General features: G+C 59.0%; 24 protein-coding genes and 1 pseudogene. 16 read left to right on the top strand and 9 right to left on the bottom strand.

Annotated elements, in window-relative coordinates; translation table 11 throughout:
- Positions 1-835 precede the first annotated feature (835 nt).
- The 3 genes from NKH36_RS19225 to NKH36_RS19215 all read left to right on the top strand — a co-directional run bounded on the left by NKH36_RS19225 (position 836) and on the right by NKH36_RS19215 (position 4,534).
- Positions 836-1,012, top strand: a complete 177-nt coding sequence (locus NKH36_RS19225) for a hypothetical protein (protein WP_352958095.1) — start codon at positions 836-838, stop codon at positions 1,010-1,012.
- A 100-nt stretch (positions 1,013-1,112) separates the two neighbouring features.
- Entirely contained in the window at positions 1,113-2,363 is a 1,251-nt protein-coding gene (locus NKH36_RS19220) for a beta-barrel domain-containing protein (protein ID WP_352958096.1), read from the top strand.
- Positions 2,360-4,534 (top strand): peptidase domain-containing ABC transporter, encoded by a 2,175-nt coding sequence (locus tag NKH36_RS19215; protein ID WP_352958097.1) that lies wholly within the window; start codon positions 2,360-2,362, stop codon positions 4,532-4,534. The genes NKH36_RS19220 and NKH36_RS19215 overlap by 4 nt, the downstream gene beginning before the upstream one ends.
- A 464-nt stretch (positions 4,535-4,998) precedes the next feature.
- Here NKH36_RS19215 and NKH36_RS19210 read toward each other — a convergent pair whose 3' ends face one another.
- The 4 genes from NKH36_RS19210 to NKH36_RS19195 form a co-directional block, all read right to left on the bottom strand.
- Positions 4,999-5,892: a LysR family transcriptional regulator gene (locus NKH36_RS19210; RefSeq protein ID WP_352958098.1), complete on the bottom strand. Its 894-nt coding sequence runs from the start codon at positions 5,890-5,892 to the stop codon at positions 4,999-5,001.
- 132 nt (positions 5,893-6,024) lie between these two features.
- Entirely contained in the window at positions 6,025-6,423 is a 399-nt protein-coding gene (locus tag NKH36_RS19205; RefSeq protein ID WP_352958099.1) for a cyclophilin-like fold protein, read from the bottom strand.
- 69 nt (positions 6,424-6,492) lie between these two features.
- On the bottom strand, positions 6,493-7,611 hold the full coding sequence (locus tag NKH36_RS19200) for an alpha/beta hydrolase (RefSeq protein ID WP_352958100.1): 1,119 nt from the start codon (positions 7,609-7,611) through the stop codon (positions 6,493-6,495).
- Between the two features lie 141 nt (positions 7,612-7,752).
- Positions 7,753-7,926 carry a hypothetical protein gene (locus NKH36_RS19195; RefSeq protein ID WP_352958101.1) on the bottom strand — a complete coding sequence of 58 codons (174 nt, stop codon included), beginning with the start codon at positions 7,924-7,926 and terminating at the stop codon, positions 7,753-7,755.
- Between NKH36_RS19195 and NKH36_RS34865 the strand changes: the two are divergent.
- The 7 genes and pseudogenes from NKH36_RS34865 to NKH36_RS19165 all read left to right on the top strand — a co-directional run.
- Positions 7,849-8,013: pseudogene (locus NKH36_RS34865) on the top strand (transposase); the annotation flags it as partial. The gene NKH36_RS19195 and the pseudogene NKH36_RS34865 overlap by 78 nt on opposite strands.
- A gap of 232 nt (positions 8,014-8,245) precedes the next feature.
- A complete protein-coding gene (locus NKH36_RS19190; RefSeq protein ID WP_352958102.1) occupies positions 8,246-9,493 on the top strand; it encodes a tyrosine-type recombinase/integrase in 1,248 nt (415 codons plus the stop codon).
- Entirely contained in the window at positions 9,490-10,083 is a 594-nt protein-coding gene (locus NKH36_RS19185) for an alpha/beta hydrolase (protein ID WP_352958103.1), read from the top strand. Before NKH36_RS19190 ends, NKH36_RS19185 begins: the two co-directional genes overlap by 4 nt.
- A gap of 119 nt (positions 10,084-10,202) precedes the next feature.
- Positions 10,203-10,418 carry a helix-turn-helix transcriptional regulator gene (locus NKH36_RS19180; protein ID WP_352958104.1) on the top strand — a complete coding sequence of 72 codons (216 nt, stop codon included), beginning with the start codon at positions 10,203-10,205 and terminating at the stop codon, positions 10,416-10,418.
- Positions 10,418-12,265 carry an AAA family ATPase gene (locus tag NKH36_RS19175; RefSeq protein WP_352958105.1) on the top strand — a complete coding sequence of 616 codons (1,848 nt, stop codon included), beginning with the start codon at positions 10,418-10,420 and terminating at the stop codon, positions 12,263-12,265. The genes NKH36_RS19180 and NKH36_RS19175 overlap by 1 nt, the downstream gene beginning before the upstream one ends.
- 802 nt (positions 12,266-13,067) lie before the next feature.
- Positions 13,068-13,634 (top strand): ATP-dependent DNA ligase, encoded by a 567-nt coding sequence (locus NKH36_RS19170; RefSeq protein ID WP_352958106.1) that lies wholly within the window; start codon positions 13,068-13,070, stop codon positions 13,632-13,634.
- A gap of 35 nt (positions 13,635-13,669) precedes the next feature.
- A complete protein-coding gene (locus NKH36_RS19165; protein WP_352958107.1) occupies positions 13,670-13,951 on the top strand; it encodes a hypothetical protein in 282 nt (93 codons plus the stop codon).
- Between the two features lie 332 nt (positions 13,952-14,283).
- Here the strand turns inward: NKH36_RS19165 and NKH36_RS19160 are convergent, their stop codons facing one another.
- On the bottom strand, positions 14,284-14,946 hold the full coding sequence (locus NKH36_RS19160; RefSeq protein WP_352958108.1) for a hypothetical protein: 663 nt from the start codon (positions 14,944-14,946) through the stop codon (positions 14,284-14,286).
- 84 nt (positions 14,947-15,030) lie between these two features.
- Here NKH36_RS19160 and NKH36_RS19155 point away from each other — a divergent pair, with 84 nt between their 5' ends.
- A complete protein-coding gene (locus tag NKH36_RS19155) occupies positions 15,031-15,609 on the top strand; it encodes a hypothetical protein (protein ID WP_352958109.1) in 579 nt (192 codons plus the stop codon).
- 371 nt (positions 15,610-15,980) lie between these two features.
- Here NKH36_RS19155 and NKH36_RS19150 read toward each other — a convergent pair whose 3' ends face one another.
- Both NKH36_RS19150 and NKH36_RS19145 read right to left on the bottom strand, forming a co-directional pair.
- The gene (locus NKH36_RS19150; protein ID WP_352958110.1) at positions 15,981-16,352 is read right to left on the bottom strand and encodes a lipoprotein; all 372 of its coding nucleotides are present in this window, start codon (positions 16,350-16,352) and stop codon (positions 15,981-15,983) included.
- 71 nt (positions 16,353-16,423) lie between these two features.
- A complete protein-coding gene (locus tag NKH36_RS19145; RefSeq protein WP_352958111.1) occupies positions 16,424-17,200 on the bottom strand; it encodes a hypothetical protein in 777 nt (258 codons plus the stop codon).
- A gap of 667 nt (positions 17,201-17,867) precedes the next feature.
- Between NKH36_RS19145 and NKH36_RS19140 the strand changes: the two genes are divergently transcribed.
- The 4 genes from NKH36_RS19140 (at position 17,868) to NKH36_RS19125 (ending at position 22,228) form a co-directional block, all read left to right on the top strand.
- Positions 17,868-18,746: a peptidylprolyl isomerase gene (locus NKH36_RS19140; protein ID WP_352958112.1), complete on the top strand. Its 879-nt coding sequence runs from the start codon at positions 17,868-17,870 to the stop codon at positions 18,744-18,746.
- Positions 18,743-19,756, top strand: a complete 1,014-nt coding sequence (locus tag NKH36_RS19135; RefSeq protein WP_352958113.1) for a HupE/UreJ family protein — start codon at positions 18,743-18,745, stop codon at positions 19,754-19,756. The genes NKH36_RS19140 and NKH36_RS19135 overlap by 4 nt, the downstream gene beginning before the upstream one ends.
- A 76-nt stretch (positions 19,757-19,832) precedes the next feature.
- Positions 19,833-21,806 (top strand): DUF3604 domain-containing protein, encoded by a 1,974-nt coding sequence (locus tag NKH36_RS19130; RefSeq protein WP_352958114.1) that lies wholly within the window; start codon positions 19,833-19,835, stop codon positions 21,804-21,806.
- A gap of 164 nt (positions 21,807-21,970) precedes the next feature.
- Positions 21,971-22,228 carry a hypothetical protein gene (locus tag NKH36_RS19125; protein ID WP_352958115.1) on the top strand — a complete coding sequence of 86 codons (258 nt, stop codon included), beginning with the start codon at positions 21,971-21,973 and terminating at the stop codon, positions 22,226-22,228.
- A 1,197-nt stretch (positions 22,229-23,425) separates the two neighbouring features.
- Here the strand turns inward: NKH36_RS19125 and NKH36_RS19120 are convergent.
- Positions 23,426-23,632: a hypothetical protein gene (locus NKH36_RS19120; protein ID WP_352963890.1), complete on the bottom strand. Its 207-nt coding sequence runs from the start codon at positions 23,630-23,632 to the stop codon at positions 23,426-23,428.
- A 903-nt stretch (positions 23,633-24,535) separates the two neighbouring features.
- On the opposite strand from NKH36_RS19120, the gene NKH36_RS19115 reads away from it, so the two are divergent.
- A complete protein-coding gene (locus tag NKH36_RS19115; RefSeq protein ID WP_352958118.1) occupies positions 24,536-25,006 on the top strand; it encodes a cupin domain-containing protein in 471 nt (156 codons plus the stop codon).
- 52 nt (positions 25,007-25,058) lie between these two features.
- Here NKH36_RS19115 and NKH36_RS19110 read toward each other — a convergent pair whose 3' ends face one another.
- Positions 25,059-25,430: a hypothetical protein gene (locus NKH36_RS19110; RefSeq protein ID WP_352958119.1), complete on the bottom strand. Its 372-nt coding sequence runs from the start codon at positions 25,428-25,430 to the stop codon at positions 25,059-25,061.
- Positions 25,431-25,475 lie beyond the last annotated feature (45 nt).

The following is a 25,475-nucleotide window of genomic DNA, read 5'->3' as shown; positions in this document are numbered from 1 at the left end:
CGAGAAATTGTCCAGAAATCTGCACTCAACCTTGAAACGCTGCTGGCTGGAGCCTCCGGCGTCCGCGAATGCCCTATCGCCCCGATAATCGACCGCGCCCGCTACCGCCCGCCCGTTCAATGGCGCATGCGGCGAACAATCGTACGACCACAACTGCAAAAATCAGGGCAAGCACAAACCACGGTGCAATATCGAATAAAATTCGAAGGCCACCCCACATCTGTGCTCGATCCTCTGGTTATGCCGGAAGCTAGTGGTCAAAATCTGAAACTTTACCGGAGCCGTAGGGCCGCTCAGGGTGGAATCTTGCCGTCTGAGCTGACTACCGCAATGTGAAGCTAGCGCCATTTCGCGACTTTCGGACAATTCTCAATAGCTGCCCTTCGCGCAACGACTCGAATAGACCCGGAGCGGTTGAAGATTGGTCACACCCCTCCCGAAATCGAGGAGCCCAGCCGAGAGACTCGCGGACGGTGACTTCAGGAATCCACCTTCCAAACACGTGAACGTTGAAGTCCTCACCGAGCGGGAAGCGCCACCAACCAACCGCCTTCTACACAACAGAGCAGAACCGGTTGCTCACATGGGCTTCAGGGCACAGTTCTGAGCGGATTTGCTCGACGTTCCCTCACACGCGTGGGTTTAAGTTATTACACGCGTGGGTTTAAGTTATTCCTTCGGCAATTATAAGTATTCAAGGAGCTTATTTGTCAAAACCCCGCAGTAAAAATAATTCGTAAGCTAGAAGGAACTTCCTTGCTCTGGACCGGTTTTGCAAGTCCGTCGCGGGGAAATCTCAGTGTTCCCCCGCAGCTCATACCCAAGGAGAAAAACCATGAATAACGAACTCGAGCTACGCGAACTTCGCGACGACGAACTGGACCTGGTTTCCGCTGGGATCCATAGGGGGCCGGGGTTGGTCACCGTCATCGTCAGGGACATCGAAGTGGAGGTTCAAGACGTGAACGTTTCAGTGAACGCGCTTAGTAACGCCGTGGTTCTCCAACGCTGAGCAACGGCGTGGCATTCCCACAGATGGACCAAGCACGTGCCCTTCCCGTCGTTGACGGGAGGGGCCTCCCACAAGTTTTTCCGAAGAGGTGCTGACGCCGTTGAAACCCGAGCGGGCCCTGTTCCGACCCGAGGCGGTCGAACATCAGAGATCGCAGCGCCAGTGGGGCCACGTGGCCCTGCTTCAGCCGCCGTCGATCAAGATCATGGCCTGGGGCGGGGTGGCAATTGTCGGCGCGATTTTTATATTCCTTATCCTCGCGCCATATGCCCGCAAAGAAACCGTCATTGGCTATCTCACCCCGACCGAGGGAATGGCGCGGGTATTCGCGGCGCAGCCGGGTGTGATTCGGGCTGTCCATGTGAGCGAGGGTGACGTCGTCGACCAGGGAAAGCCGCTCCTTACTATCGATACGGGCCAGATCTCAGGGAGCGGCGAGGACGTGAATGCGGCCGTCCTAAGGGCGATGCGGAGCCAGCGCGGTCTTATACAGGATCAAATCAGCGGCGAGGAGCGCCGCGCACGCACCGAATCGGATCGCTTGAGAGCGGTTATCCGCGGACAGGAGGCGGAGATTTCCTTCCTGAAAGACCAGGTCGACATTCACGAGCAACGCATCCGGCTTGCCGAGACGATGATCCAACCTGCCGCAGACCTTAGCGCCAAAGGCCTAATGCCTCGGGACGAGCATGTTCGAAGGCAGGAGGCGTTACTCGAGCAACGTCAAAGCCTGAACGCTCTCCGCCAGCAGATTTCCGTGCGCCAGAGCCAGATCACTGAGACCCGTTACACGCTTGATCAGGTACCGATAAGTGCCACTGAGCGCACCCAGGAGCTTCGGCGTAATCTCAAAGCGCTTGAACAGCAGATCGCCGAGGTCGAAGGACGACGCTCCTATGTCGTTCGCGCACCGCGATCCGGCCGCGTTTCCGCCCTGTATGCCACTGAAGGCCAGGTAGCAGACCCGCGTCTGCTGCAGATGGTGATTGCCCCTCCGACCGCCGTGCTCGAGGCAGAGTTGTTCGTCCCAACCCGAGCGATCGGTTTCGTGCGTATCGGCCAACCCGTACGAATTCTCTATGAGGCCTTCCCATACCAAAGTTTCGGCACCTACAAGGCGCGCACGGTTCGGGTCGCCCACACGGTACTGACAAAGGCGGACGTGGCAGTGCCGCTTCCGATCGAGGAGCCTGTCTACCGGGTCACGGCAGCACTCGATCGTCCTGACATCGACGCCTATGGCCAGAAGGTGCCACTTCAGCCAGGCATGGTGTTGAAGGCCGACATAATTCTCGAGGAGCGGTCACTGATGACGTGGCTCATCGACCCCTTGCTCAGTGCCCGTCGATGAGTGCGGTAGCAATTCCGCTACGTGGCCGGTCCCGCCTGCCGGTCATAGTTCAGGCCGAAGCCGCCGAATGCGGCTTGGCCTGCCTAGCCATGATCGCCTGTTACCATGGGCACCAGACGGACCTGAACGCGCTCAGGCGACGGTTTCCAGTGTCCCTGAAAGGCGTCACTCTGCGCGGGCTGATCCAACTCGCAGCCAATTTGCATCTGTCATGCCGGGCAGTGCGGCTTGAACTTGGGCAACTAAACCAACTCCGGTTTCCAGCTGTCCTGCACTGGGACCTTAATCACTTCGTCGTTCTAAAGTCCGTCTCCCGGCGCGGCCTCGTCGTGCACGATCCGGCCTCGGGAGTCCAAAGCTACTCGTTTGAGGAGGCATCCGCGCACCTCAGCGGCGTTGCCGTTGAGATTACCCCCGCGGAAGGATTCGCGCGTGCCGACGAGCGCACCCGTCTGCCGTTCAGGGCCTTCTGGGGCCACATTCAGGGCGCGCCGCATGCGGTCGCACAAATTCTCGCGCTCTCGGTGGTGTTGGAACTGCTGGTGATCGCTGCTCCGTTCTACATGCAGCTTACCATAGACGAAGTCATCGCCCGTGGTGATGTAGACCTTCTCGTGGTTCTCGCCTTGGGCTTTGGCCTTCTGGCCGCAATATCAGTGCTGTCTACAGCCCTTCGTTCGCACATCGTGCTGCTTTTGCAGAACACTTTGCATTTCCAGATGGGTGCCCGACTCTTCGGCCATCTCGTGCGCCTGCCGCTGTCGTTCTTTGAGAAGCGTCACATAGGTGACGTGCTCTCGCGGTTCGGTTCATTAGAGCCGATCCGCAACATCATGGCAGAAGGCTTGATCATTGGCTTCGTGGACGGCCTGATGGCAGTCGCTACTCTCGTCATGATTTTCGTCTACAGCCCGCTACTCGCCTTTGTTGTGGTGGGTGCGGTGGTGCTCTATGCGGCAGTTCGTTTGGCGCTCTACCCCGTTCTGCACAGCCGCAGCGAGACTGCGATCCAGACGAGAGCGCAGGAGAACTCGACGTTCATCGAGACGGCGCGCTCGGTCCAGAGCCTCAAACTTTTCAATCGCGAGGAAGAGCGTGAGGGTCAATGGCTCAATCGTTTCGCGGATGTCGTCAATGCAAACGTGCGCCTTGGAAAGGCGCGGATCACCTTCAAAACCCTGAACGACACGATCTTTGGACTGGAGAACGTTCTTGTCGTATTTCTCGGGGCCAAGTTGGTGTTGGGGGGCAGCCTAACGGTGGGCATGCTCTTCGCCTTCATGGCGTATAAGCGACACTTCAGCGAGAAAATGATCCTCCTCGTCGAGAAGGCTATCGAGTTCCGACTTCTGAACCTGCACCTTGACCGCCTTGCAGACATTGCGCTGACGCCTCCGGAACGAGGCCAAGAAATCCCCCTCGTTCAGGATAGACTTATCAAGGGCGGTATAGAGCTCCGTGACGTCTGCTTCCGCTATGCTGAGACCGAGCCACTGGTCCTGGAGAATGTCAGTTTAACCATCGAACCCGGAGCCTTCGTCACCATCATGGGGCCATCGAGAGGTGGCAAGACTACCTTGGTGAAAGTCATCCTGGGCCTTCTGGAGCCCACCACTGGCGAGGTGCTGGCTGACGGGATTTCCCTGCATGTGATTGGCGTTCGTACCTATCGAGAGCAGGTCGGTGCGGTCATGCAGGACGACCAGCTCCTGTCCGGATCGATCGCCGACAATATCTGCTTCTTCGATCCCGCGTTCGACCACGATCATATGGTGGAATGCGCCAGGATGGCCCGGATCCACGATGAGATCTCGGCCATGCCTATGGCATACAATACGCTAATCGGCGATATGGGGAGTTCTCTTTCCGGCGGCCAGAAGCAACGTGTCCTACTGGCACGCGCTTTGTACAAGCGACCGAAGATGCTGGTACTAGACGAGGGCACCGCACATCTCGATGTCGAAAATGAACGACGCATCAACGCGAGCTTGACGGACCTCGCGATCACGAGGATCAGCGTGGCACACCGGCCAGAGATGATGGCAGGCGCGGATCGGATCATCGAGATTGCCCGCACCGTACGCGACCGCCCTTGGTCGAGACGCTCGAGGTTGACCTCGTCAAAATCGAAGGCGAGTGGTCCTCCGAGGCGCCGGCGCAGATCTGCTTGAAATATCCACCAGGCTCGCTGTCAGTGCCCACCTGAACTGCCCACCGAATTGAGGGCACTTCCGTTCAAGTCGCGCCTGGACGGAAGATCAGTCATGGGTGATGTAAAGGGTAAAAGCTGAGGCGACGTGCGATAACGGACATAGCTGGTGTCGACACCGCTCCCGACATTGCCCTGATTAGGCGAACGTCAACCGTCCCATACGCCCTCCGCATCCCCCGCTGTGCAATCGGTCTATCAACCGGATCGATGTCTCGGGATGATCGGGTGATCGCTGCCCCAACAGGGCGCGCGTCCGGTCCAGCGCGCGCTCATATCCGGCCGGATCCGCAATCGCACCATGGCGTATTTCCGTGAACTCCGGTCCCAGAAACGGGCGTCGCTCGCTATGCTCATGATGGTTGCTCCTCAGATCCCGACCCCCGCCATGGCGATTCGGCGAAAGTGAGCGCGTCGTGCCGAATTTTACTCGCGATGGCGCAGCGCATCGACCAGGGCAACGAAAGCAGGTGAGGATTGCCGGCGGCTCGGATAATAAAGATGGTAGCCATCCCAATATGGCGACCAACCTTCCAGGACCCGCGCCAGCCGACCTTTCGCGATATGAGGAAGGGCAATTTCTTCCGGAACATAGCCGAGGCCGCGGCCGGCCAGCGCGGCGTCCAGGACATGAAAGATGTTGTTGAAGACGAGCTGCCCATCGACGCGGATTTTGATCTCGCGGCCGTTCTCCTCGAACTCCCACACATAAAGAGCCCCGGACGTTGGAAAACGGTAGTTGATGCAATCGTGCTGCACGAGATCCTGCGGCTTCTCCGGCGCGGGATGCTCGGCAAAGTAGGATTTTTCGCCGACGACCGCGAACCGGAAATCCGGTCCGATGCGAGCGGAGATCATGTCTTTCGCAAGCTGCTCGCCCATGCGGACCCCGGCGTCAAAGCGCTCCGTCACGATGTCGGTGAGGCCGTTGTCGAGCAGGAGTTCGACCTTGATGTCGGGATATTTCGGGAGAAAGCGTTTCAGCTTGGGCCAAAGGACGCTGCTGATAGCATAGTCAGGCGCTGAGAGCCGGATGGTTCCGGCGGGCTTTTCTCTCAATTCGTTCAGGGCATCGACCTCGACTTCGATTTGGTCAAAGTGCGGGCCAATCCGCTGCAAAAGCCTCTCTCCGGCCTCTGTGGGAGCCACCGCGCGCGTCGTGCGTGTGAGCAGGCGAACGCCAAGGCGCGTTTCGAGTTGACGGATAGTGTGGCTTAGTGCCGATTGCGATATGCCGAACCGGGCTGCGGCTCGCGTAAAGCTACGCTCCCGAGCAACAGCCAGGAACGCGAGCAGATCGTTGACATTCTGCCGCGGCACTCATGAATCCTTGTAATAGCGAGAACTCGATTATACCGGAAATCGAAGGCGAACACAGAGACTTCATTTAGCGGCAGCTATTCAATCTTCCGCTCGCCCCCGGCGACGACCTACGAGCGGATTGCGCAGGTTTCAGTCGGTGCGTTCAACGCGGATGGTGACGGAACCGGGACGATCGAAGTTCGAGACATCGCCAGTGACCTGCCCGAGCCTGATGATGCCAGGCGCCGGGACGCGACCGCTCCGATAGTAGATCACGAAATGATCGGAACTCCAGAGTCCAAGCGTGCCGATAGAGAAGTCGCGCTGCCGCGCCAGTTCGGGCAAGACGGAAGGCAGGTTGCCGGTCTTTTCCTGGCGGAGATGGTCGGACATCTCGATCGTGAGCGGCAGTATCTGCGCCAGAGATTTCGCGGCGTCGTTATCGGCAAGATCGGCTGTGACCTCGCCCCAATCCGAAGAAATTCGAATGCGCTCTTGAGCCATGGCAGGTCCAACCATTCCGAGTGCGATAACAAATAGTCTCAGCATGCCGTCGTATCTCCGATCTATGCTGATGGAGCCTGCGCCCTCCGGCGCAGGCAGGCTCCATCTCGCCGCTCACGCGGAGAGGTGCTGATTGAAGAAGCTGGTCAGCTTGTCGAACGGGATCAGGTCGATGCGATCGTAGAGATCGACGTGCCCGGCGCCGGAAACCCACACAAGCTCCTTCGGCTCGGCCGCTCGTTTGTAAGCCTCCTCGCTGAACTCGCGCGAGTGAGCCTGATCGCCCGAGATGAACAGCATCGGGCGCGGCGAGATCGTCTCGATATCGTTGAACGGGTAAAAATTCATGAACTTGACGTTGCTGGTCAGCGTCGGATGCGTGGTGATCTGCGGGTTTGCGCTTGCGGGCGTGAATTCACCCCGCGGCGTGCGGTAGAAGTCATAGAACTCCCGCTGGATGGGATGGGTGTCGGCGGTCAGCTCGTGCACAGTGCCGCCGGTATATTCGACCGCGCCGCCTTCAAACTCGGCCCAGCGCTGCTCGGCAGCTGCAGCAATGATCTCCTTGCGCTGCTCGACGCTCAGCGAATGATTGAGCGCGTTGCGGTTGGCGGCCCCCATATCGTACATGCTGACGGTCGCGACGGCGCGCATCCGCGGGTCGATCTTGGCCGCGCTAATGACGAAACTGCCGCTGCCGCAGACGCCGATCGCGCCGATGCGGTTTCTGTCGACGAATGGCCGCGTGCCCAGGAAATCGACCGCGGCGCTGAACGCTTCGGCGTAGACGTCAGGCGAAACGATCTGGCGGGCCTCGCCCTCGCTTTCGCCCCAGAACGGCAGGTCGATGGACATGGAGACGAAGCCCTGTTCGGCCATCTTGGTGGCGTAAAGATTTGCGCTCTGCTCCTTCACCGCACCCATCGGATGCCCCACGACGAGCGCCGGATGGCGCGCATTGCGGTCGAGGTAGTTGGGAATGAACAGATTGCCCGCGACGTTCATCTCGTATTGGCTCTTGAAGGCGATCTTTTCGAGCGTCACCCGATCGCTGGTGTAGAAGTTGTTGGCGCCGTTTGACATACCTTGAGCCTTTGCGAAGGGGATGTTGAAGAGCGACGCCGCACCGAGCGCGGCGACGCTGGCGCCGGTCAGCTTCAGGAGATCACGTCGGCCAAAGCCGACACTGGACTGCGGTTCCGCCGTGCTCTCGATTCCGATCTGGTTGTTCATGCCTGTCTCCTTTGATCGTCCTGAACTGTCGCAGGCCTGCCGGGCGATGCTCATTCCTCGGCATGCGCGGCAGTGTTGCGAATGTCTAAACAGAATAGCGACGACGCCCGCGATCGAGTAGGCGGCAAAATGCGCATGTCCTCATGAAATAGATTCATCAATCGCACATAGCGGAAGGCCGGTCTCGAAGATGAACAGGTTCACCACCGCCTGCTGTCGCGCCTGCACGGGAAGAAGATCACCACCGTGCTCGGCGGTCAAAGGCTCGGCATCACCGAGTTCGACGACGGCATTTGGCTCTTGAGCTTCATGCACTATGAACTTGGATATTTCGACCTGGGCCAGAGGACATTGCAGACCATCGACAACCCGTTCGGCACGAGGTTGTCACCCATGTCTTAGGTACAATCTGCTACCCATGTCTCCGGGTCGGACAGGCGGCAACTGGCGGAGAGGGAGGCCGCCTTCGTTTAACTCGGTAGGTGCTGGAGACCGCCGTTAAGCGATTCCTAACCCGTTGTAATACCGAATATTTCCACCTATGTCTTCGTCGCTAAGCGACGATAGCACCCGGTTATATCCGCTGGCAAAGTCGGGGGTTGAAACGGGGCGCGATACAAAGGCATAAGGACCAATGGCACTGACTTCTAAGCGGATTGCGAAGCTGAATGCGCCCGGCCGTTACCGCGACCCTGAGGCACGCGGCCTCTACTTGCAGGTGGGCCGCACCGGCACGAAAAGTTGGCTGCTCCGGTATGAGCTGAATGGGCGAGAGCGGTTCCACGGACTGGGATCGCTTGACGACTTCAGCGTGAAGGAAGCGCGTGAACGAGCTCGGGCAGCCAGGCAGAAGATTTCTGACGGCATAGATCCGATAGATGCGCGGCGGGCTGAGCGGGCAGCTCGTGCTGTTGAAGCCGCCAAAGTCCTTACGTTCGAGAAAGCAGCGCGGCAATATTCCGAACAGAACGAACCGCGCTGGCAGAACCGCAAGGCCGCGGCACAATTCCTATCTACGATGCGGGACTACGTATTCCCAGTCTTCGGCAGTGTATCGGTCGCCGACGTAGATACGGGCCTTGTACTGAAGGCTTTGGAACGCGAGCATCCCGAGCGCCACGGCAAGAGCGTTTGGATGGCAATTCCAGAAACCGCCAACCGCGTTCGCGGTCGAATCGAGAGCGTGCTGGATTGGGCCACGACGCGCGGCTATCGCCAAGGCGACAATCCTGCCCGCTGGCGTGGACATCTGGAAAACGTGCTACCTGCACGGGGCCTGGTACAGCGGGTCGAACACCACGCGGCGATGCCGTATTTGGCGCTTCCGCCTTTCATGGCAGCGCTGGCCGAGCGGGATGGGGTTGCACCCCAAGCCTTGGAATTCACGATCCTGACAGCCGCACGGACAGGCGAGGTCATAGGCGCAACTTGGGGCGAAGTTGACCTTGATGGACTGGTCTGGACAATCCCGGCCGGACGCATGAAGGCGGGCAAGGAACACCGTGTTCCTCTGTCAGGTCGCGCAGTAGAAATCCTCAATTCGCTTCCGCGTGAGAAAGGCAATCCGTATATATTCATAGGCCCTCGGGCGAACGGCCTGTCTAACATGGCGATGGCGGCGGTGCTGAAGCGCATGGGTGGCAATGACGTTACCGTTCACGGGTTCCGCTCCGCGTTCCGTGACTGGGCCGCGGAGTTGACCGGCTATCCCAACCACGTTGTGGAGCAGGCGCTGGCACACACAATCGGCAATGCGGTCGAGCGTGCCTATCGCCGAGGCGACCTGTTTGAAAAGCGCGTGCGTTTGATGGCTGATTGGTCGCGGTTTTGCATGAACCCCGCGCCAGCTGGTGCGGTGGTGCCGATGAGGGCCTCGGGATGAGTCGGAAAAAAAAGGTCGGGCCTGATGATCAGGACGACCCTGCATGGTCGGAGTCTGAGCCCAAGAGTCTGAAACGTTCTATCATCACCACGTCTTTCAGACGTCTCATCACAACGAAAGTCGAGGGTGATGATCAACCTAACGCCGCCGACGGTCCTGTGTGGTCGGAAGCTGATCTCAAGAGTTTGAGCCGGCTCATCGGCAAGCACGGGGTAGAAGCCGTCCACCGCATGACAAATAAGACTGCACCCCGAGGTCGTGGAAGACCGTCGCGCGGCGATCTTCCTTACTACGAGGGAATGCAGTTGGCGCAGTGGCTCGACGAGGCGGCCGCAGAGCATAGGGCTAAGGGCACCCGTAACTTCGCGTCAGCCGCAATCTATGACCTGTTCGTATTGACCGTTGATGAACATGAACACAAACAACCCGGCAGGTTCGAGCGCTTTTTGAAAACGACCAAAAGGAAATGGATCGAGGGCCGCAAGGAACTGATTCAATATCTTGAGGCCACATATGCTCAACACCCGATCAAGGGCACCCGCGCCCTAGCCCAGAAGGCGCTACAGCCTATCAATAGGTGCGAAAAATAGACTGGCGGTTTTCCGCACCCGTTACTGGCTTTCGCTGTCGCTTATGCATCCCCATCGTGATCCTCGGCTGAGCGCCAATCGGTGCCCAGCGGATTTGTCCGAAAGGAGCATACGCAACGATGACCGAGTCCTCTCAACCTCAGCGTGTCCTACGCGAAACTGAACTCGCGGCCCTAGACGGGCTTAAGAAAACTCAGAGAGCTGAATTGATCCGGCGGGGCCGGTATCCGGCGCCCGTGCGGATTTCTGATCGCCGGAAGGTGTGGTTGGCCCATGAGATCGCAAACTGGCAGCAGGCGCGCATTTCTGCCCGAGACACAAAGGGTGCGCTCTGATGACCACAGCGAACGAAATCATCACCAAGCTCGGCGGCAACGGGCGGACAGGAATGTGCCGGTGTCCGGCTCACGACGACCAGAATCCATCACTGCATGTCAGCAACGGCCGCAAGGGTGTTGTCGTCCGCTGCCATGCCGGTTGCTCACAAGAGAACGTGATCGCTGCACTGCGGCAGCACGGCCTCTGGTCGAAAACAAGCGATAGGGTCCGGCTTCGCCTACCAGCGAACACTGATGCCAACCGGACAGAGCGGACCGCCAGGAAATTGCTGGATGCCGCTGAGAAATCAACTGAACGTCCGAAGGCCTATTTGCAGGGGCGTGGAATAAAGCTCTCACCCCCGACGTTGAAGTTGGTCGACAGAGGGACAATGTCCGCGATCGCCGGCACGAACCTTCCTGCCATGATAGCACCCATCACCAACAAGGACGGCCAGAGCGTCGGAGCACACGTGACTTATCTGATGGCCGACGCCAAGAAAAACGCGGTCGGCAAGAACGGCAAAGCGCGGCGCATGTACGGCACTGTTGGGGGCGGATTAGTTGTCCTCGGTGAACCTGATCCAAAAAAGCCGTTCATTGTCGCTGAGGGGATCGAGACGGTTCTTAGCGCGATGCAGATCAGTGGCTTTCCGGGCGGGGCAGCAACGTCTGCTGGCAACATGGAGAAACTGCGACTGCCGAAGGCGGCGGGATACATAATAGCAGCAGACAACGACCCGCCCGGCGGTAAGGCTGCCGCAGCCCTCGCGGCGCGGGCGCGGTTGGAAGGTAGCCCAGTTCGCGTTGCCATGCCTACGTCGAAAGGTCTCGACTGGAACGACGTACTTCAGGGCGATGATCCTGAAGCCTGCTGGCAAGCCGCGCTCGACGCCGACAACGGCCGGAAATCCTCCGAGTCAATATTAGCGCTTGAAGAATCCAAATTCATGGAACTCAAATTCCCGACGAGAGACCTGCTCTTGGATCCATGGCTGCCTCTACCGGGGCTCGCCATGATCTACGCACCCAGGGGCGAGGGCAAGACCTGGCTCGCGGCTGCCATCGCCAAGGCTGTTGCAGGTGGGCGCGGGCTCCTCGGCTGGAAATGCCCGGGCGGTGCCCGCGTACTCTACGTTGAGGGAGAGCTATCGGGGAGGTCGGTGCAAGGTCGATTAAAGAAGTTCCGACCCAGCCCGCCTGGCATGCTTCACATTCTTAGCCGAGACACCTGTCTGCTGCACCGCCAAACCATGCCCGATCTGGGGGATACCGAGGGGCGTCAGGAAATGGACCGCATCATCGAACAGTGCCGTCCGGACCTGGTGATCATTGACACCCTCTCGACCATGGTGCGCTCTGGGATCGAGAACGATGCCGAGTCCTGGGCGCCGGTACAAGCATGGCTTCTTGACCACCGATGGCACGGCCGCACAATCATCGTGCTGCACCATTCGGGAAAGTCCGGCCAGCAGCGCGGGACGTCCAAGCGCGAGGATGTGATGGATACCATTATCAAGCTGAAGAAGCAGCCCGAGGTGTGCACCGAAACCGAGAGCGTCTTCGATCTGACTTTTGAGAAGAGTCGCGACTTCTACGGCGAGGCTGCCGAGTCGATGCGTCTACGGTTCTCTACCGAGGGCGACCGGGCGAAATGGCGCGCTGAGCCCATGCGCGACGTGCAGGCGGAAAAGGTGCGTGAAATGCTGAAAGCGCGAATGAAGCAGAAGGACATCGCGCGGGAGATGAACGTCTCCCCCGGCCGTGTCTCGCAGATCGTCAAGGAAATTCGGGAGCGCGGGGAGGAACGTGCCATTTCGCGCCGCAGCCGCAGCGACATGGTCCGTGAAAGGAATAGACTTTAGATCTTTAGCCACCCTAGGGCGTTAGAGCACTAAACCCTTGGAAGGCGCACGCCCTGGCGCGTTGATAGTTACATAGGAAATGAAAGTTTAGGGGGTTTAATCCCTAACCCGGTTAAACCGCTATTTTTCCCTCACGCGGAGGAATCTAGCCTGGCGGAAAAGTAGGTTAGGCGGTGACAAACACCGCCGGTATCCCATGTAAATCAAAGGTCAGAAAGCCAGCAATGTCGTCACTCCCCGCGGTGACCCCCGGCCTGGTCCGGTCAAAGCGTGAAGAAACGAGAGCTACGCTCACATCCACATGGCAACCAGACCACCGAGTGCGAGAGTGCCGGCGGGAACCGTGATTTCCCATTGGAAGGCCTTCTTGAACAATTCCCGCCTGTGGGGCGGTGTCAAGATTGTCCAATTGGTCGCCCTCGGTCTCAAGCGCAATCACCCTGGATAGATTCGCCTTCGGTAAAATCGCGAAAATAAGATCGGGATCGGGCGCGCGTTAGTCAGAAGGGAGGAACACTCCTTCCTCTATGGCAGCTTCCTCGGAAACCTGCCGGACGACAGCTCGTCCTCCATGGCAGCGGCCCAGGCTTCCATAGCTTGTTTCCATCTGAGGCCACGCTGGGTCCAGGTCAGGAGTATTATCTGGCTACGCAGATAAATCCGGATCGAGGGGAGCGCTGGTTCTGCTCCCAGTGGGAGGCTTGGTGGGCGGGCTGGCGCAAGGCGAAGGTGTGAAGGCTTGGCCCGGAATCACGTTCTGTTCACTCTGGCTAATATAAGCCCGCCGCCTAGAATCGAATAAGTGCGTAAAATTGTAAGTACCGGCGCCCGCCGGCTCGAGTTCATTCCGCCGATGGAGCCTAAGCTGGTCGCCAAGCCGCCCGGTGGCGAGGACTGGATTCACGAAATCAAGCTCGACGGCTACCGCTCCCAGATCGTCATCAACAGCCCCGAGGATATCCGCGTCTATACAAAAACCGGTGCGGACTGGACGAGCAAATATACAGGGCTGGTCGAAGCCGCGCGGGAGCTCGAGGTCGAGAACGCGATCACCAATTCGGCCGGGCTGCCGGATTTCGGCGCGCTCCAAACGGCCGTCCACAGCGATCCCTATGCCATGGTTCTCGGCGCCTTCGATATCCTGCACCTGAATGGCCACGACTTGCGTGACATCGGCTGCAAGGGGCGGCACGAAATCCTCTACGGCATCATCAAGCCAAACAGCCGGATACAGTTCAGCGAGGCGATTCCTGGTGACCTGGTGACCCAGAGGCGATCTTCTATCTCGCCGACCAGGCCGGGCTCGAAGGCATCGTCTCGAAGCGTGCCGACAGCAAGTATCGCAGCGGCCCGACGACGAACTGGCTGAAGACCAAGAGCTGGACGGTCGACGAGTTCGAACTGATGGGCGTCGAGCGTGAGACGGGCAAGGCGACCTTCGCGTTACTGGCGGAACCAGGCACAACGAAATATGTCGGTTCGGCGTTCATCACCCTGGGCCGCGAGATGCGGGAACGACTGTGGAAGCGCGTCCAAGAGCATGCCGGGCCGCCGCCCGAGGCCATGAAGAAACGGCCGGCGACTCAATGGGTCGCGCCTGGCGTCAAACTGCGCATCAAGCATCTTCGCGGCGATCACAGCCACATACGCCATGCATCGCTGCTGGGTTTTGGCGATGAAAGCTAGGCCAATTAAAAGAACTACGGCTAAAATCTATGCACCAGCCACGCACAATGGGCGCTGACTTTTGGGAGATCGGTCATGAGCAGGACTTGTTCTTACACCCAGGGGGCAGGGGGGTGCACTGGCTCTCAGGGCACTTGCATAACTGAACTGAACTTTCTTCCACTGCCATCTGCACATACTGCATGGGAATGAAGACATTTTTGGAGATCGTAAAGGTATCGTCTATCACTTCCTTTTGACCGCAGGGGAAACTGGCGTAGCGTTTCACTAACAATGGTTGCTGGGCGTTTGGGCCACTTGCTGTGGCAAATGATGAAACGGTCGGTGCTGCCTTAAAATTCGTCGCCGAGAAGTTCCTTTACGAGCTTCACCGTGCCAGCGCGATCAGCCGTCGACCAACCTTGGGGATGGCGGGTGAGCACTGCATAGCCATGCCCGCCGTCACTCCAAAGTTTGGTCCATTCGCCGCCGGCACCGCTCGGTAGCAAACGATAACCAAGTCCCTCGAGCAGCGCCTGGATGGAGCCCCTGGCGAACTCAGACGTGACAAAGAGAGTTACGCGTGGCTTGAAGGCAATGATTTCTTCCTTGAGCGCCTGAACGTGCGCGGCGGCCACCGTGCCCCAAAATGTGAGTGAAGGGGGGCGGGAGCCATCGCCCTGGTCCATTTTGCAAACGTTTGTCCATGCAAGAGAATGACGTGAGCGATCGAACAGCTCAGCAAACTGCCAAAAGGCAGACTTGTTATGGCGCTCAATCATCCACCTCGTTGAAGCTGCGATATTGGATGTTTGATCCGAGCCTGAACCGACCTTCGTGCCAAGTGGACCGGCACTCTTGCCGACATAAAGTAGCGCTCGTCTTCCGCCGCGCTCATAACCGGGGCCACTAGCAGGTGCGAAAACGCCACGTGGCGATAATCCCGCATTTGCAAGCTTTTCGTTGCATTCGGTGAGCCGCGACCAGGTATGTGCGCTAATTGGAAGGCCGTACAATGTGCTTCTCCATTTTGACAGCTAAATAGACTCTACCCCGTTTTGGGGCGATAAGCTCATTTCCGGCTGCAGCAGGGGTATGCGATGGTCAACGATGATGATGAGGAAAAGGCTTGGAGGTATGTGGGGAGATTTCTCCAGGACTTCGCCAGACTTGAAATTCAAATCGACGAACTGTTTAGAGCTGTCTTTGGCCTCAAGGATTGGGGTGCCTTGCTGCTTCAGAAAGCCCTACACATTGGTCAGAAGATCAATCTCACTGAAACTGGCGTAGGGCGCCAGGGACTAGACTACGAAGACATCTTTAACCAGGTGCGGCATCATCAGCAGCTACGCAACGTAATTGCACATTGCTACTTCAACGGTGAGGAGTTGGCCGGCGGTATCGATTTCCTTCACTATGAAGCAAGGACAGGGAAGTTGAAATCGCTACCTGGAAATGATGGTGACACTCTTCTCCAATACGTCACTCTGGATGAATTGCACGAAGAAGCATCCCGTCTGACGTTGCGGCTGGAGGAGGCTGTCGAGGAGTGCACCCCTCAACAATTTGACGGTCATGAAGATGTGCGGCGGGCAATAGTTGCCGCTCTGGATTTGGCAGAAAGCAACATAGTTCCCTTCCCAGTCAGGAGGACACGGGCTCAAGATGAGGAGGTGTAGCGGTGAGAATTGCTGCCCTATGATCGCGATAAGATTGGTAGACGGATCTGGCCGCAAATTCGGACTGGCCCCTCCCAACGCGCGTTTCGCTCAGGAAAATCAGGGAACCCTTGCGATGCTTCCTGAGATATACGGTCTAGATTCTATGTGAGCCGGCGCCGCCGGGCGTTGAGACCGTACACATGAAGGTGCTCCGCCCAGCTACCAACGACCCACCGCACCTGGCCCGTTAGTCTGATGCATACAAGGCTGTCGCGTAGTTTGGCTACCGTTGCCAGTGTAGGCGCACCCGTCAGGCGCAAAGCGGCACTGTCCGGTCACTTGTCGGCCACGACAACGCCAACAGTCCGTCAAACCGACCAGTGCCATACCTACGACGGTTTCTTGTTTGCGTTCTGTTGTTTCTGATATTCTTCGTACATGATCGCCGTGATAGCGGCGGTCGAGTATTTCATGATCGTAGTACGTAGCTGGCTCTGGTACAAAGTCACCTGTGCGGGCTTGATGCCGGCCTTCTTGAGTTCCGCGCCGAACTTGTCCATGTAATCGCCGCAAGCGTCGTCAACGGTTGCCCCGATGTGAACGCGTTCTGGGCTGCTTAGGTTCTGCGCCATGGTCTTCACGGTACAACTGCGGTAACCCTTGATTGTGCTGGTGATGGTGGAGGCGTCCGTGCCGCCGCTGGTAGTTGAACAACTGGCAAGCGCAACCAGTCCTACAAGTGCAGAAAGAGTCTTTTTCATTTATGCACTCCCTTCTGTGGTCGCGTGTGACAACGCGACCCTGCTTCGGGTTACTGTTAGTCTTACTTCACCTAGATGTCCTTCATCGGGTTGATGACCCCGTCGTCCAGCCATTTCTGGAAATCTTTCTTGACAGCATCTCCCACGTTGCCCACACGCTCACGGGCGCCCCAGATACCTTGCTTGAGGTTCAGCATGACGTCGGCCGCCTTGTCTGATAATTCCTGCGTCTCGGCGGTGCCGCTTCCGAACGTGTCGTTGATCCAAGCACCTAAGGTGCGCTTGGCGGCGTTGTTGGCCATCCCTTTGGCGACGCCCTTCTGCACTTCCCGCGTGTCATCATCCGTCCAACCGACGTTCTGCTTGAACTTACCCCATGTCGTGCTGTCGGCCGCCAGCTTCGCGGCGTTCTCGGCTTCAATCTGTTGTTTGACTTGTTGTCGGCGGAAAGCGTCGAGCTGCCGGAGTCTGAGTTCCTCGGCTGACGGCTGGATTGGCGCGTAAGTCGTCGGCCGCGTGTGAGGCATGGTCGGGCGCCATTTGCCCTGCGTGGACTGCGATGGCTGGCGCGGTTGTGGGTTCTTAGTTGCCTGTTGGATTACTTGACCCAATAGGCCAATTCCTACACCGATGAGGGCTGCCTCCCCGGCGTCCAGCCCGCCGCCACCACCCCCGCCGCTCGGTGCGGAGGGGATATAAACATTGGCGCCGCCTGATGATGGGGGAGAAGCGCGACATGCCCCCGGGTTCTGTTGGCAGTACCGACCGTCGTTGAAGGCGTCTTGGGCGTAGGAGTGATGAATCGTCGACATTGTTAGGGCGACGACTAGCCCTGTTGCACGTTTCATGGCCTTTCCCTCCCTTATAAATGTCCACGTCTCTGTTGCGGTGCGTCCCATTTTCCTCTCCTGGTTTAGTCCTGAGTTTCCCGTTCTCTTCTGGGTGAGCGTGCTCACGTCGACTGCGACCAGGCGGCGATGACGACGGATATGGCGGACGGCGTGCCATGCCTCACGGCGATAGTTGTGGCCAGGCTGCCGGCGGTGTCCGGTTACCGGCTTGTTCAGACGCTCAAAAGTAGAGTGGCGCCCATAATTGTCCCTTTCGCGTGAAAACAAGTTGTTTTCAGGCGATCCACGATGCGCAGAAGTCTAAGGGTCCCACAGATGCTAATGGCGTATTTCAGCATCCTCTAAGATGTGGCCGATGTAAAGTCCCTCAGTCCGGCTTTCAACCTGGAAGGGATCTAATCGTTCATTGGAATGCGCAACGAGCGCCAACTACGGACATCGCCAAAGCCGACCACTCGGACGTCGCGTTTTTGGGCCGGGCTGCGAATTATTCAAGAGCGGACATTCAGGTTGGTGTAGGCATCATCGTGACTGACCCGAAGCCCGACGCTTAGGAGGCGAACCTCGAGCGGCGACTTTTTTAACCCAAGCGGACATTAGCCGAGGCGGGCCGCTAAGCGCTCTGCCCGTTTACGTGCAGAGGTTTGGGGCATACGGTTGTTGGATGAAGCTGCTTCGAGAGCCGTTAGTTCATTTTGTAATTGCGGGCGTGGTGTTGTTTTCCGCCTATGCCTGGCTGAATGGGAGCAGGCCCGCATCGGACGGCGTCGAACCGGTACGGATAAGCGCTGGCCAGATTCATTGGCTGAGGCAAACCTATTCCAGCCAATGGCTGAGGCCGCCCGACGCGGTCGAACTGCAAGGGCTGTTGACCGATCTCATCAACGAGGAGCTGCTTGCCCGCGAAGCGCAGGCGATGGGCCTCGGCGAAAACGATACGATCGTCCGCCGCCGGCTGGCCCAGAAGCTGAAATTTCTCGTCGAGGACACGTCGAGGCTGGCCGAGCCGACAGACGCAGAACTGCGCCAGTATTTCGAGGCGAATGCGGCACGTTTCGAGGACAGCCCTCGGGTGTCGTTCTCTCAGATCTATTTCAATCCGGAAAACCGCAAGGATGCGGCCAAGGATGCTGGTCTCGTCCTTGCCAGGCTGAGCGCTGATGCCAGCGCCGATGTGGCGGAACTCGGAGATCGGTTCCTGCTCGAAGCAGAGATGACGAATGCTGACCGGCAGGCCATTGCCAACGCGTTCGGGGACGACTTCGCCGATGCTCTGCTGACAGTCGAAACCGGGAAATGGAGTGGGCCGCTGATATCAGGCTATGGCACGCACCTCGTATTCGTCGGCGCAAGGGAGGCTGCGCGAAAGCCGGCGTTCGAGGCGGTGCGCGACAAGGTGGACGCGGAGTGGCGGCGCGAAAGCGAACAGAAGGTGAGCCAAGAGTATCTTGCACGGCTGCGCGAGAAATACGGGGTGGAGTTCGAAGACAGCGTGAAGGCGCAACTCGACCCGCAGCCGGCAGCGGACGTGTCGATGCGATGACCCGGCTCCGGCTCCTCCTCCGCCTTCTGCTCGCCTTCTGCGCAGCCGTGGTGACGCTCGCGGGCGCGTCCGCGCATGAGGTTCGGCCTGCCTATCTCGACGTGCGCGAAGAGTTGCCCGGCGTGTTCAGCGTGTTGCTCAAGACCCCCATGCAGGGCGACGCACGGCTGGCCTTGTCTGCGGCATTTTCCGGCGACGTGGTGAAGCTAACCCCCGTCGTATCGAGCCCGACGGGCGATGCGATGGTGCAAACCTGGCGGATACGCGCGGTCGAGCCGCTTGAGGGCCAGGCGGTATCGATCGACGGCCTACAAAACACAATGACCGATGCGCTGGTCAGGATCGAATTTCTGGACGGCTATGTCTGGCTGGAAAAGCTCACGCCCGGAAGGCCCGGCGCGACGATCCCGGCCACGCAGAGCAGCTGGCACGTAGCGAAAACCTATATCGTCAGCGGCGTCGAGCACATCCTTTTCGGCTTCGACCATTTGCTTTTCGTCGCCTCGCTGATGCTGATCGTGCGGGACTGGCGCATGCTGGTGAAGACAGTCACCGCGTTCACGGTGGCGCATTCGATAACGCTCACTTTCGCCACGCTCGGCTGGGCAACGCTGCCCTCCGCGCCGGTCGAGGTGATGATCGCATTCTCGATCGTGCTTGTCGGGGCGGAAATCGTTCGCATGGAGCGCGGCGGAACCAGCCTGACCATCGCCTGGCCCTGGGTCGTGGCTTTAGTGTTCGGACTGCTCCACGGCTTCGGCTTCGCGGGCGCGCTGGTCGATCTCGGCCTGCCGCGCGGCGACATTCCGCTTGCGCTGTTCTCGTTCAATGTCGGCGTCGAATTCGGCCAGTTGATGTTCATCGCAGCCATTCTCGCGATCGTCGCCGGGGCCAGGCGGTTCGTCACGATCCCGCGGCAAGCCGTCATCGCATCTGCATATGGGATCGGCATGATGGCGGCATTCTGGGGCGTCGAACGGCTCGACGCGATGCTGCGAGCGGCGGGATGACTGGACGCTCGATCGGATAGATCAAGAAAGCATGCGCGGAACGTCGATACGGCCGCCAAACGGAGGAAAGATGATCATGACCGGCACTGGATACACACTGAAAACAGCGCTCTTGCGCAGCGCCGCAGCTGTCGGATTGTTGGCGGCGCTTTCTCTGCCATCACTGGCTCAAGAGGCCGTGCACACAGACATCGGCGATATTGACAAGGCTTCCGGCGCTGACATATTTGCGACGAAGCGACCGTATTCGCCGTGGGCAGGCCGCAATTTTCCGATGCGGCCATTGTTCGGCGATACCCACCTTCACACAGCGCTTTCCTTTGACGCCGGAGCGGCGGGAGCGAGGGTGGGACCTCCCGAAGCCTATCGCTTCGCCAAAGGCGAGGAGATCACGGCCTCAAGCGGCCAGCCGGTAAAGCTTTCGCGTCCACTCGATTTCCTGGTCGTCGCGGATCATTCCGACAATCTTGGATTTTTCGCCGACTTCCTCGCGGGCAAACCCGAGATCATGCAGAACCCCATGGCTCGTAACTGGTACGCCATGATCCAGGATGGCAAGGGTGCCGAGGCCGCGTGGGACATTGTTATGACCTTTTCGCAGGGAAAATTCCCGCCGGACATTACCTACTCGCCCGGCACATCGGCCTACCGGTCGGTATGGCAAAGCATCATTGATGCGGCCGAAGAGGCCAACGATCCGGGCCGTTTCACAGCTTTCATTGGCTACGAGTGGACATCTCTCGACAAGGGCAACAACCTTCACCGCAACGTCATCTTTCGCGATGGCGCCGAGAAAGCTGGCTTGATCGAGCCATATACGACGACGCCCCCACTCGGGAGCAACAATCCGCGCGATCTCTGGAAATGGCTGCACAACTACGAGGAAAAGACCGGCGGCAGCGCTCTGGCGATCGCCCACAACGGCAACCTCAGTAACGGGACCATGTTTCCGCTGATCGAGCCGACTACCGGCAAGGAAATCGACCGCGAGTATGCCGAACAGCGGAAGCGGTGGGAGATTCTTTACGAGACGACGCAAATGAAGGGCGATGGCGAAAGCCACCCGACGTTGTCGCCGAACGACGAATTCGCCAATTTCGAGAAATGGGACAAGGGCAACCTCGATCTCAGCGAGGCTAAGAAGCCCGCGATGCTGGAGTTCGAATATACGCGCTCCGCATTGAAGAACGGCCTGAAGCTTGAAGCGAAGCTTGGCGTGAATCCATACAAGTTCGGGATTGTTGGCTCGACGGACTCACACACCGGCCTTGCCACGGCCGACGACGAAAATTTCTGGGGCAAGGTCTCCTCGTCGGAGCCCAATCCAGGCCGAGCAAGCCACCCGTTCATGACCAATCCGAAGCTCGGGCTGAAGATCATGGGTTGGGAAACGACGGCGTCGGGCTATGCCGCAGTCTGGGCCCAGGAGAACACACGCGCCTCGATCTTCGATGCCATGAAGCGGCGCGAAACCTATGCCACGACAGGTCCGCGCATACTGGTTCGCTTCTTCGGTGGCTTCGACTTCACGGCCGACGACGCCAATTCGAGGAGCCCGGCGATTGCAGGCTACAGCAAAGGCGTGCCGATGGGCGGCGACTTGACCAACGCACCTGCCGGCAAGGCGCCAACATTCCTGGTCGCGGCACTAAAGGATCCGATCGGCGCGAACCTCGACCGCTATCAGATCGTCAAGGGCTGGCTGGATGCCGCCGGCGAAGTGCACGAGAAGGTCTATGACGTAGCATGGACAGGCGACCGCAAGGTGGGAGCTGATGGAAAGGTGCCGTCGGTCGGAGATACGGTCGACGTTGCGAACGCGACCTGGACCAACACGATCGGTGGGCCGGAACTGATCGCAGTCTGGACCGACCCCGAGTTCGACCCGGCGCAAAGGGCTTTCTACTACGGCAGGGTAATCGAGATTCCGACACCACGTTGGACAGCCTATGATGCCAAGTACTTTGGCCTGACCATGCCGCCCGAGGTGCGGATGACTACCACGGAACGCGCCTACACTTCGCCGATCTGGTACACGCCGGAATCGTAGAGGCAGCAACCGGCATCGAGCAAAAGGGGATGGCTATGCCAGTTGCGTCGTTACTTGCAGTCGCCGCATTGATCGAGGCAGCAACGGGCGCTGCCTTGGTTGTCGCTCCGAGTACGGTTGGCTTCTTGCTACTCGGTAACGGTCCATCCGGTACCGGGCTTACCGTGGGCCGCGTAGCTGGCATCGCGCTGCTCGCTCTGGCGGCGGGTAGCTGGGTTGGCCGGCAGGAGCCGGGCAGGAATGCAGCGCTGGCAGCCATGTTGACGTACAACGTCCTGGCCGCAATCTATCTCGCGTATGTCGGTATCGAAGGTACCCAGGTCGGAAAACTGTTGTGGCCGGCGGTGGCGGTCCACGCAGTTCTGGGCCTGCTTCTGACGCGTGCCTGGCTTTCTGGTCAGCCCCGATCGCAGAGGGGATGAACATGATGTGGACGCTGGGCGATGCAACTCCTGGCGCGCACGCGCGTCGCCCGGCCGAGCCGAGTTAGACTACAAGCTGGTCCCATAGCATTTTAATAGTGTGATCAATAAAATCTTGGCGTCAGGTCATAACGCGGCACGGCCGCTTTGCACCAATCGCGGTCATTCCCAAGCGCGAATTCGCGTGACCGCTCCTGGCGCAACCACGACTCCCGCCCGTATACCGACGATGTCGGCTTTCAGGAAACCGTAGATCTGATCGCTATGGCCGACATCGGCGCAAAGCTGCCATTCGCAACGCGGACAATGAATGTCACCGTTGGGTCAAGGGCGTGAATTCGGCACGGGCGAGCGAAACTTCCGCTTGGGGTCGGAAGCTGCCGCTCGATTTATGAGTTTCCGCCTAGACCTGTCGGCCTGCACGGACCGACAAACGCGGCGCCGCCAATGAGGTCCTGGCTGATAGGCGCCATTTGCTGTCCATGCAGGAAAGGGGAAAACTCTGCTGCGCTTCATCGGCTGGGTAACTCTGAAAGGGTACCCCTTCCCCCCGCAAGTCGGGACCGCCACCTCCGAGCCTTAGAAACAGCCACCACCAAGCGCAACGGTATCTGCCGGCTTCCACACTGGCCAAATGCCGCAAGCCACTGTGCGGCCTTTTCTCGGGTCACCAAGCTGGCTCGCCGTAGCCGGTCACTTGCTCTGTCGCATGAGTGAACGGCGCTCATATAAGGTCACTGGGCAGTTTGACGGCCTTGCCCAACAAGCATGCCGGCCAAGTGCTACAAGCCCCTGTCGGGTCAGTTGTCGCCGTAACAAGGCGGATTGCTGGCAGCCTGTAGCGCGCCTGCCGGTTCCTAGTGAACAGCTAGGAAAAGAGCATTGCTTCATGCTGGCTTCGGCGAGTGGTCGGCCCCTCTCCAATGACGGCGCCCCCGAGGGTTCCACGACGGACAAACTGTCGTCATCAATGGGCTTTTAGACGACGACAAATGTCTGCAGCTTCCTCAAACCATTCGGCAGCGGCATATGTTGGATGCCGAGTTAGGACCGCATACCGCCCAGCCGAGTGTCCGAAGCATTGAAACTCCTTCGAGGTTCGAACCTTGGGAGCGGGGCTATAACTCAAATCCGACAAAACGGCCACCACCTCATCCTCAAACGTATGACCAGTAACGAAGAGGGCGAGTCGAGGTTTCAGATACACCAGTTCTTCTGCGAGTACGGCGCGGCCCGGCCCCAACTGGAAAGGGTGTGCCGATCATGGTCGGCCTTCAACCGGACATGCTGGCGGGCGTCGATCAATTTATTGCCGAGCATGATGTTTCGCGGCCTGAAGCCGTCCGATTGATCACCCGTGACTGGTTGATCAGACACCAGGTACTGAGAGCCGAGTGAAACCAATGGGCGACTTTCCGCGCAGCGCTAAGAGGCGGCCGGCGTCGAGTTCATTCCTGAGGCGCTGGCGTGCTGCGGAAAAGATAAGTTGCGAGTGGCGCGCCGATTCAAAGTCCAAAGCGGAACCCTGAACTGCTAGCTGGACAGAATGTCAGAATGACTTAGGCGGCACGTACAGGCAGATCGTAACGTCAGCGTTGCGAGATGGGAATTCACGATGCCGGCCTGCCGTTACTTTTTGGGCATGGCACCAATGAAAACGCATGTCGTGCGACTGACGCACCCTGCCGTCCGCGTAAGGCAGCAATTCGCCTGACGGCACCTTGAAGCCCTTGCTTGTTTCGCGAACGGCACCGTCTGCCATCGGCTCGCAATGCTCGTCATGGCAGCACTGTTTTTCGTACCAGTCATCATGTGCCGATGCCAAAGGAGTTCCGAAAGCGCAGGCTGCGGCGATGCTAGCGCCCAACCCGAATGCGCAGCCGCGCCCCCTAAATGGCCAGATCATGGATTACATTAGGCTTGTCTGACATGATGGCGCAAGCGCGGACTGCGCAGCCGGGAGCGGCGCGTAGGGGCCGCCAGCGCGCGTTTCCGTAGGCCGCTGTCCTACGCCGCCTTTCGCCATCGCCTTGGCCCTGTCCTTCGTGGTCAGCACCGTGCGCCAATACAGCTTGTCGAACACTGGCACGTCGTAGGTTGTGGGCGGCTGAGCCCCGCCGGGTCAGGCCCGGTGCCCTGCTAGGCCTACCCCGCTCGCGAGTGCCCGGCCGCGCTTGGTTCAGCGCCGCTGCTCCGGCTACAAATGGCGCTTGCCTAGACGTGACTCGCGGACCTAATCTGACCGGTTTTGGCGAGCCCACCCCGGCACGGGCCGGAATGGGTAGCCCGCCTAGACGGGAGGCTACCATGAAAGTTGCATCGCTACTTGCAATTGGCTGGATCGTGTCCTGCGGAATCGCCTCCTTTGCTTCGGCAGAGGACGCGCACACTGTGATCACTCCCAACGAAGTTAAGTGGGGCCCGGGCCCAAAAGCCCTCCCTGCCGGAGCAGAGGCGGCAGTTTTGTTCGGCGATCCGACCAAGGAAGGTCCGTTTGCCCTTCGGCTCAAATTGCCGGCTGGGTATGCGATCCCGCCGCACACGCATCCAGGGCTTGAGGTTGACACAGTAATTTCGGGGACCGTTAATCTTGGCATGGGCGAGACCGCCGATCGGAGCGCCGCCAAAGCAATTCCTGCGGGCAGCTACTTCGCTTTGCCGCAAGGCATGGCACATTTTGCTTACTTCGACGAGGAGACGGTGCTCCAACTCACCACCAATGGCCCATGGGGCATCAAGTACATCAATCCAGCGGACGATCCTCGGAATACGCAATAGCTACGACGGCTTAAATCGAACTGCCCCGCCGCGCACGGCGGCGGGGTAAACGCTACCCAAAAGTCGGTTTCCAGTCGCGATTGCGCGCCCGCTGCTGGCCTTCGTAGTCAGGAATGCATGTGAAGAACACTTGCCGTCGATCACGGCCGGCAGCCTTGCAATTTGAGCAAACAAAGAGCCCGACCAGGTCATCATGCATCGAGCCGTGGCCACGGCCAAGCCTGTCAATCAGCGCCTGGATATGGAGCTTCGTCGATTTGCAGCACAACGGATGTCCGCAATTGACATAGATGGATTCTCGGGCGGCCAGAGTGTCGGCGAGGGTCTTTTGGGGCATGGCGATCTCCGTTGATGGGGTCGCCGCAACGGGAGGAATATAATCCTGAGGTTGGCGCCGGCAAGGGGTTTGCAGGCCTCGTGCCATTAGCGTATCCTAATTTATTGTACTGAGATTGTGAGGCAACAAGGG

The sequence above is a fragment of the Mesorhizobium sp. M1312 genome, assembly GCF_040318115.1.
Taxonomy (GTDB): domain Bacteria; phylum Pseudomonadota; class Alphaproteobacteria; order Rhizobiales; family Rhizobiaceae; genus Mesorhizobium.
The sequence above is the reverse complement of the archived record's forward strand: the minus strand, read 5'-3'. Positions and strand labels throughout refer to the sequence as shown.

Bases quoted from the DNA above. Each gene is read 5' to 3' on its own strand.
- NKH36_RS19225 (WP_352958095.1), top strand. From the start codon at position 836: ATGAATAACGAACTCGAGCTACGCGAACTTCGCGACGACGAACTGGAC.
- NKH36_RS19215 (WP_352958097.1), top strand. From the start codon at position 2,360: ATGAGTGCGGTAGCAATTCCGCTACGTGGCCGGTCCCGCCTGCCGGTC.
- NKH36_RS19205 (WP_352958099.1), bottom strand. From the start codon at position 6,423: ATGCTGAGACTATTTGTTATCGCACTCGGAATGGTTGGACCTGCCATG.
- NKH36_RS19200 (WP_352958100.1), bottom strand. From the start codon at position 7,611: ATGAACAACCAGATCGGAATCGAGAGCACGGCGGAACCGCAGTCCAGT.
- NKH36_RS19190 (WP_352958102.1), top strand. From the start codon at position 8,246: ATGGCACTGACTTCTAAGCGGATTGCGAAGCTGAATGCGCCCGGCCGT.
- NKH36_RS19185 (WP_352958103.1), top strand. From the start codon at position 9,490: ATGAGTCGGAAAAAAAAGGTCGGGCCTGATGATCAGGACGACCCTGCA.
- NKH36_RS19180 (WP_352958104.1), top strand. From the start codon at position 10,203: ATGACCGAGTCCTCTCAACCTCAGCGTGTCCTACGCGAAACTGAACTC.
- NKH36_RS19175 (WP_352958105.1), top strand. From the start codon at position 10,418: ATGACCACAGCGAACGAAATCATCACCAAGCTCGGCGGCAACGGGCGG.
- NKH36_RS19165 (WP_352958107.1), top strand. From the start codon at position 13,670: ATGGGCGTCGAGCGTGAGACGGGCAAGGCGACCTTCGCGTTACTGGCG.
- NKH36_RS19155 (WP_352958109.1), top strand. From the start codon at position 15,031: ATGGTCAACGATGATGATGAGGAAAAGGCTTGGAGGTATGTGGGGAGA.
- NKH36_RS19150 (WP_352958110.1), bottom strand. From the start codon at position 16,352: ATGAAAAAGACTCTTTCTGCACTTGTAGGACTGGTTGCGCTTGCCAGT.
- NKH36_RS19145 (WP_352958111.1), bottom strand. From the start codon at position 17,200: ATGAAACGTGCAACAGGGCTAGTCGTCGCCCTAACAATGTCGACGATT.
- NKH36_RS19140 (WP_352958112.1), top strand. From the start codon at position 17,868: ATGAAGCTGCTTCGAGAGCCGTTAGTTCATTTTGTAATTGCGGGCGTG.
- NKH36_RS19135 (WP_352958113.1), top strand. From the start codon at position 18,743: ATGACCCGGCTCCGGCTCCTCCTCCGCCTTCTGCTCGCCTTCTGCGCA.
- NKH36_RS19130 (WP_352958114.1), top strand. From the start codon at position 19,833: ATGACCGGCACTGGATACACACTGAAAACAGCGCTCTTGCGCAGCGCC.
- NKH36_RS19115 (WP_352958118.1), top strand. From the start codon at position 24,536: ATGAAAGTTGCATCGCTACTTGCAATTGGCTGGATCGTGTCCTGCGGA.
- NKH36_RS19110 (WP_352958119.1), bottom strand. From the start codon at position 25,430: ATGGCACGAGGCCTGCAAACCCCTTGCCGGCGCCAACCTCAGGATTAT.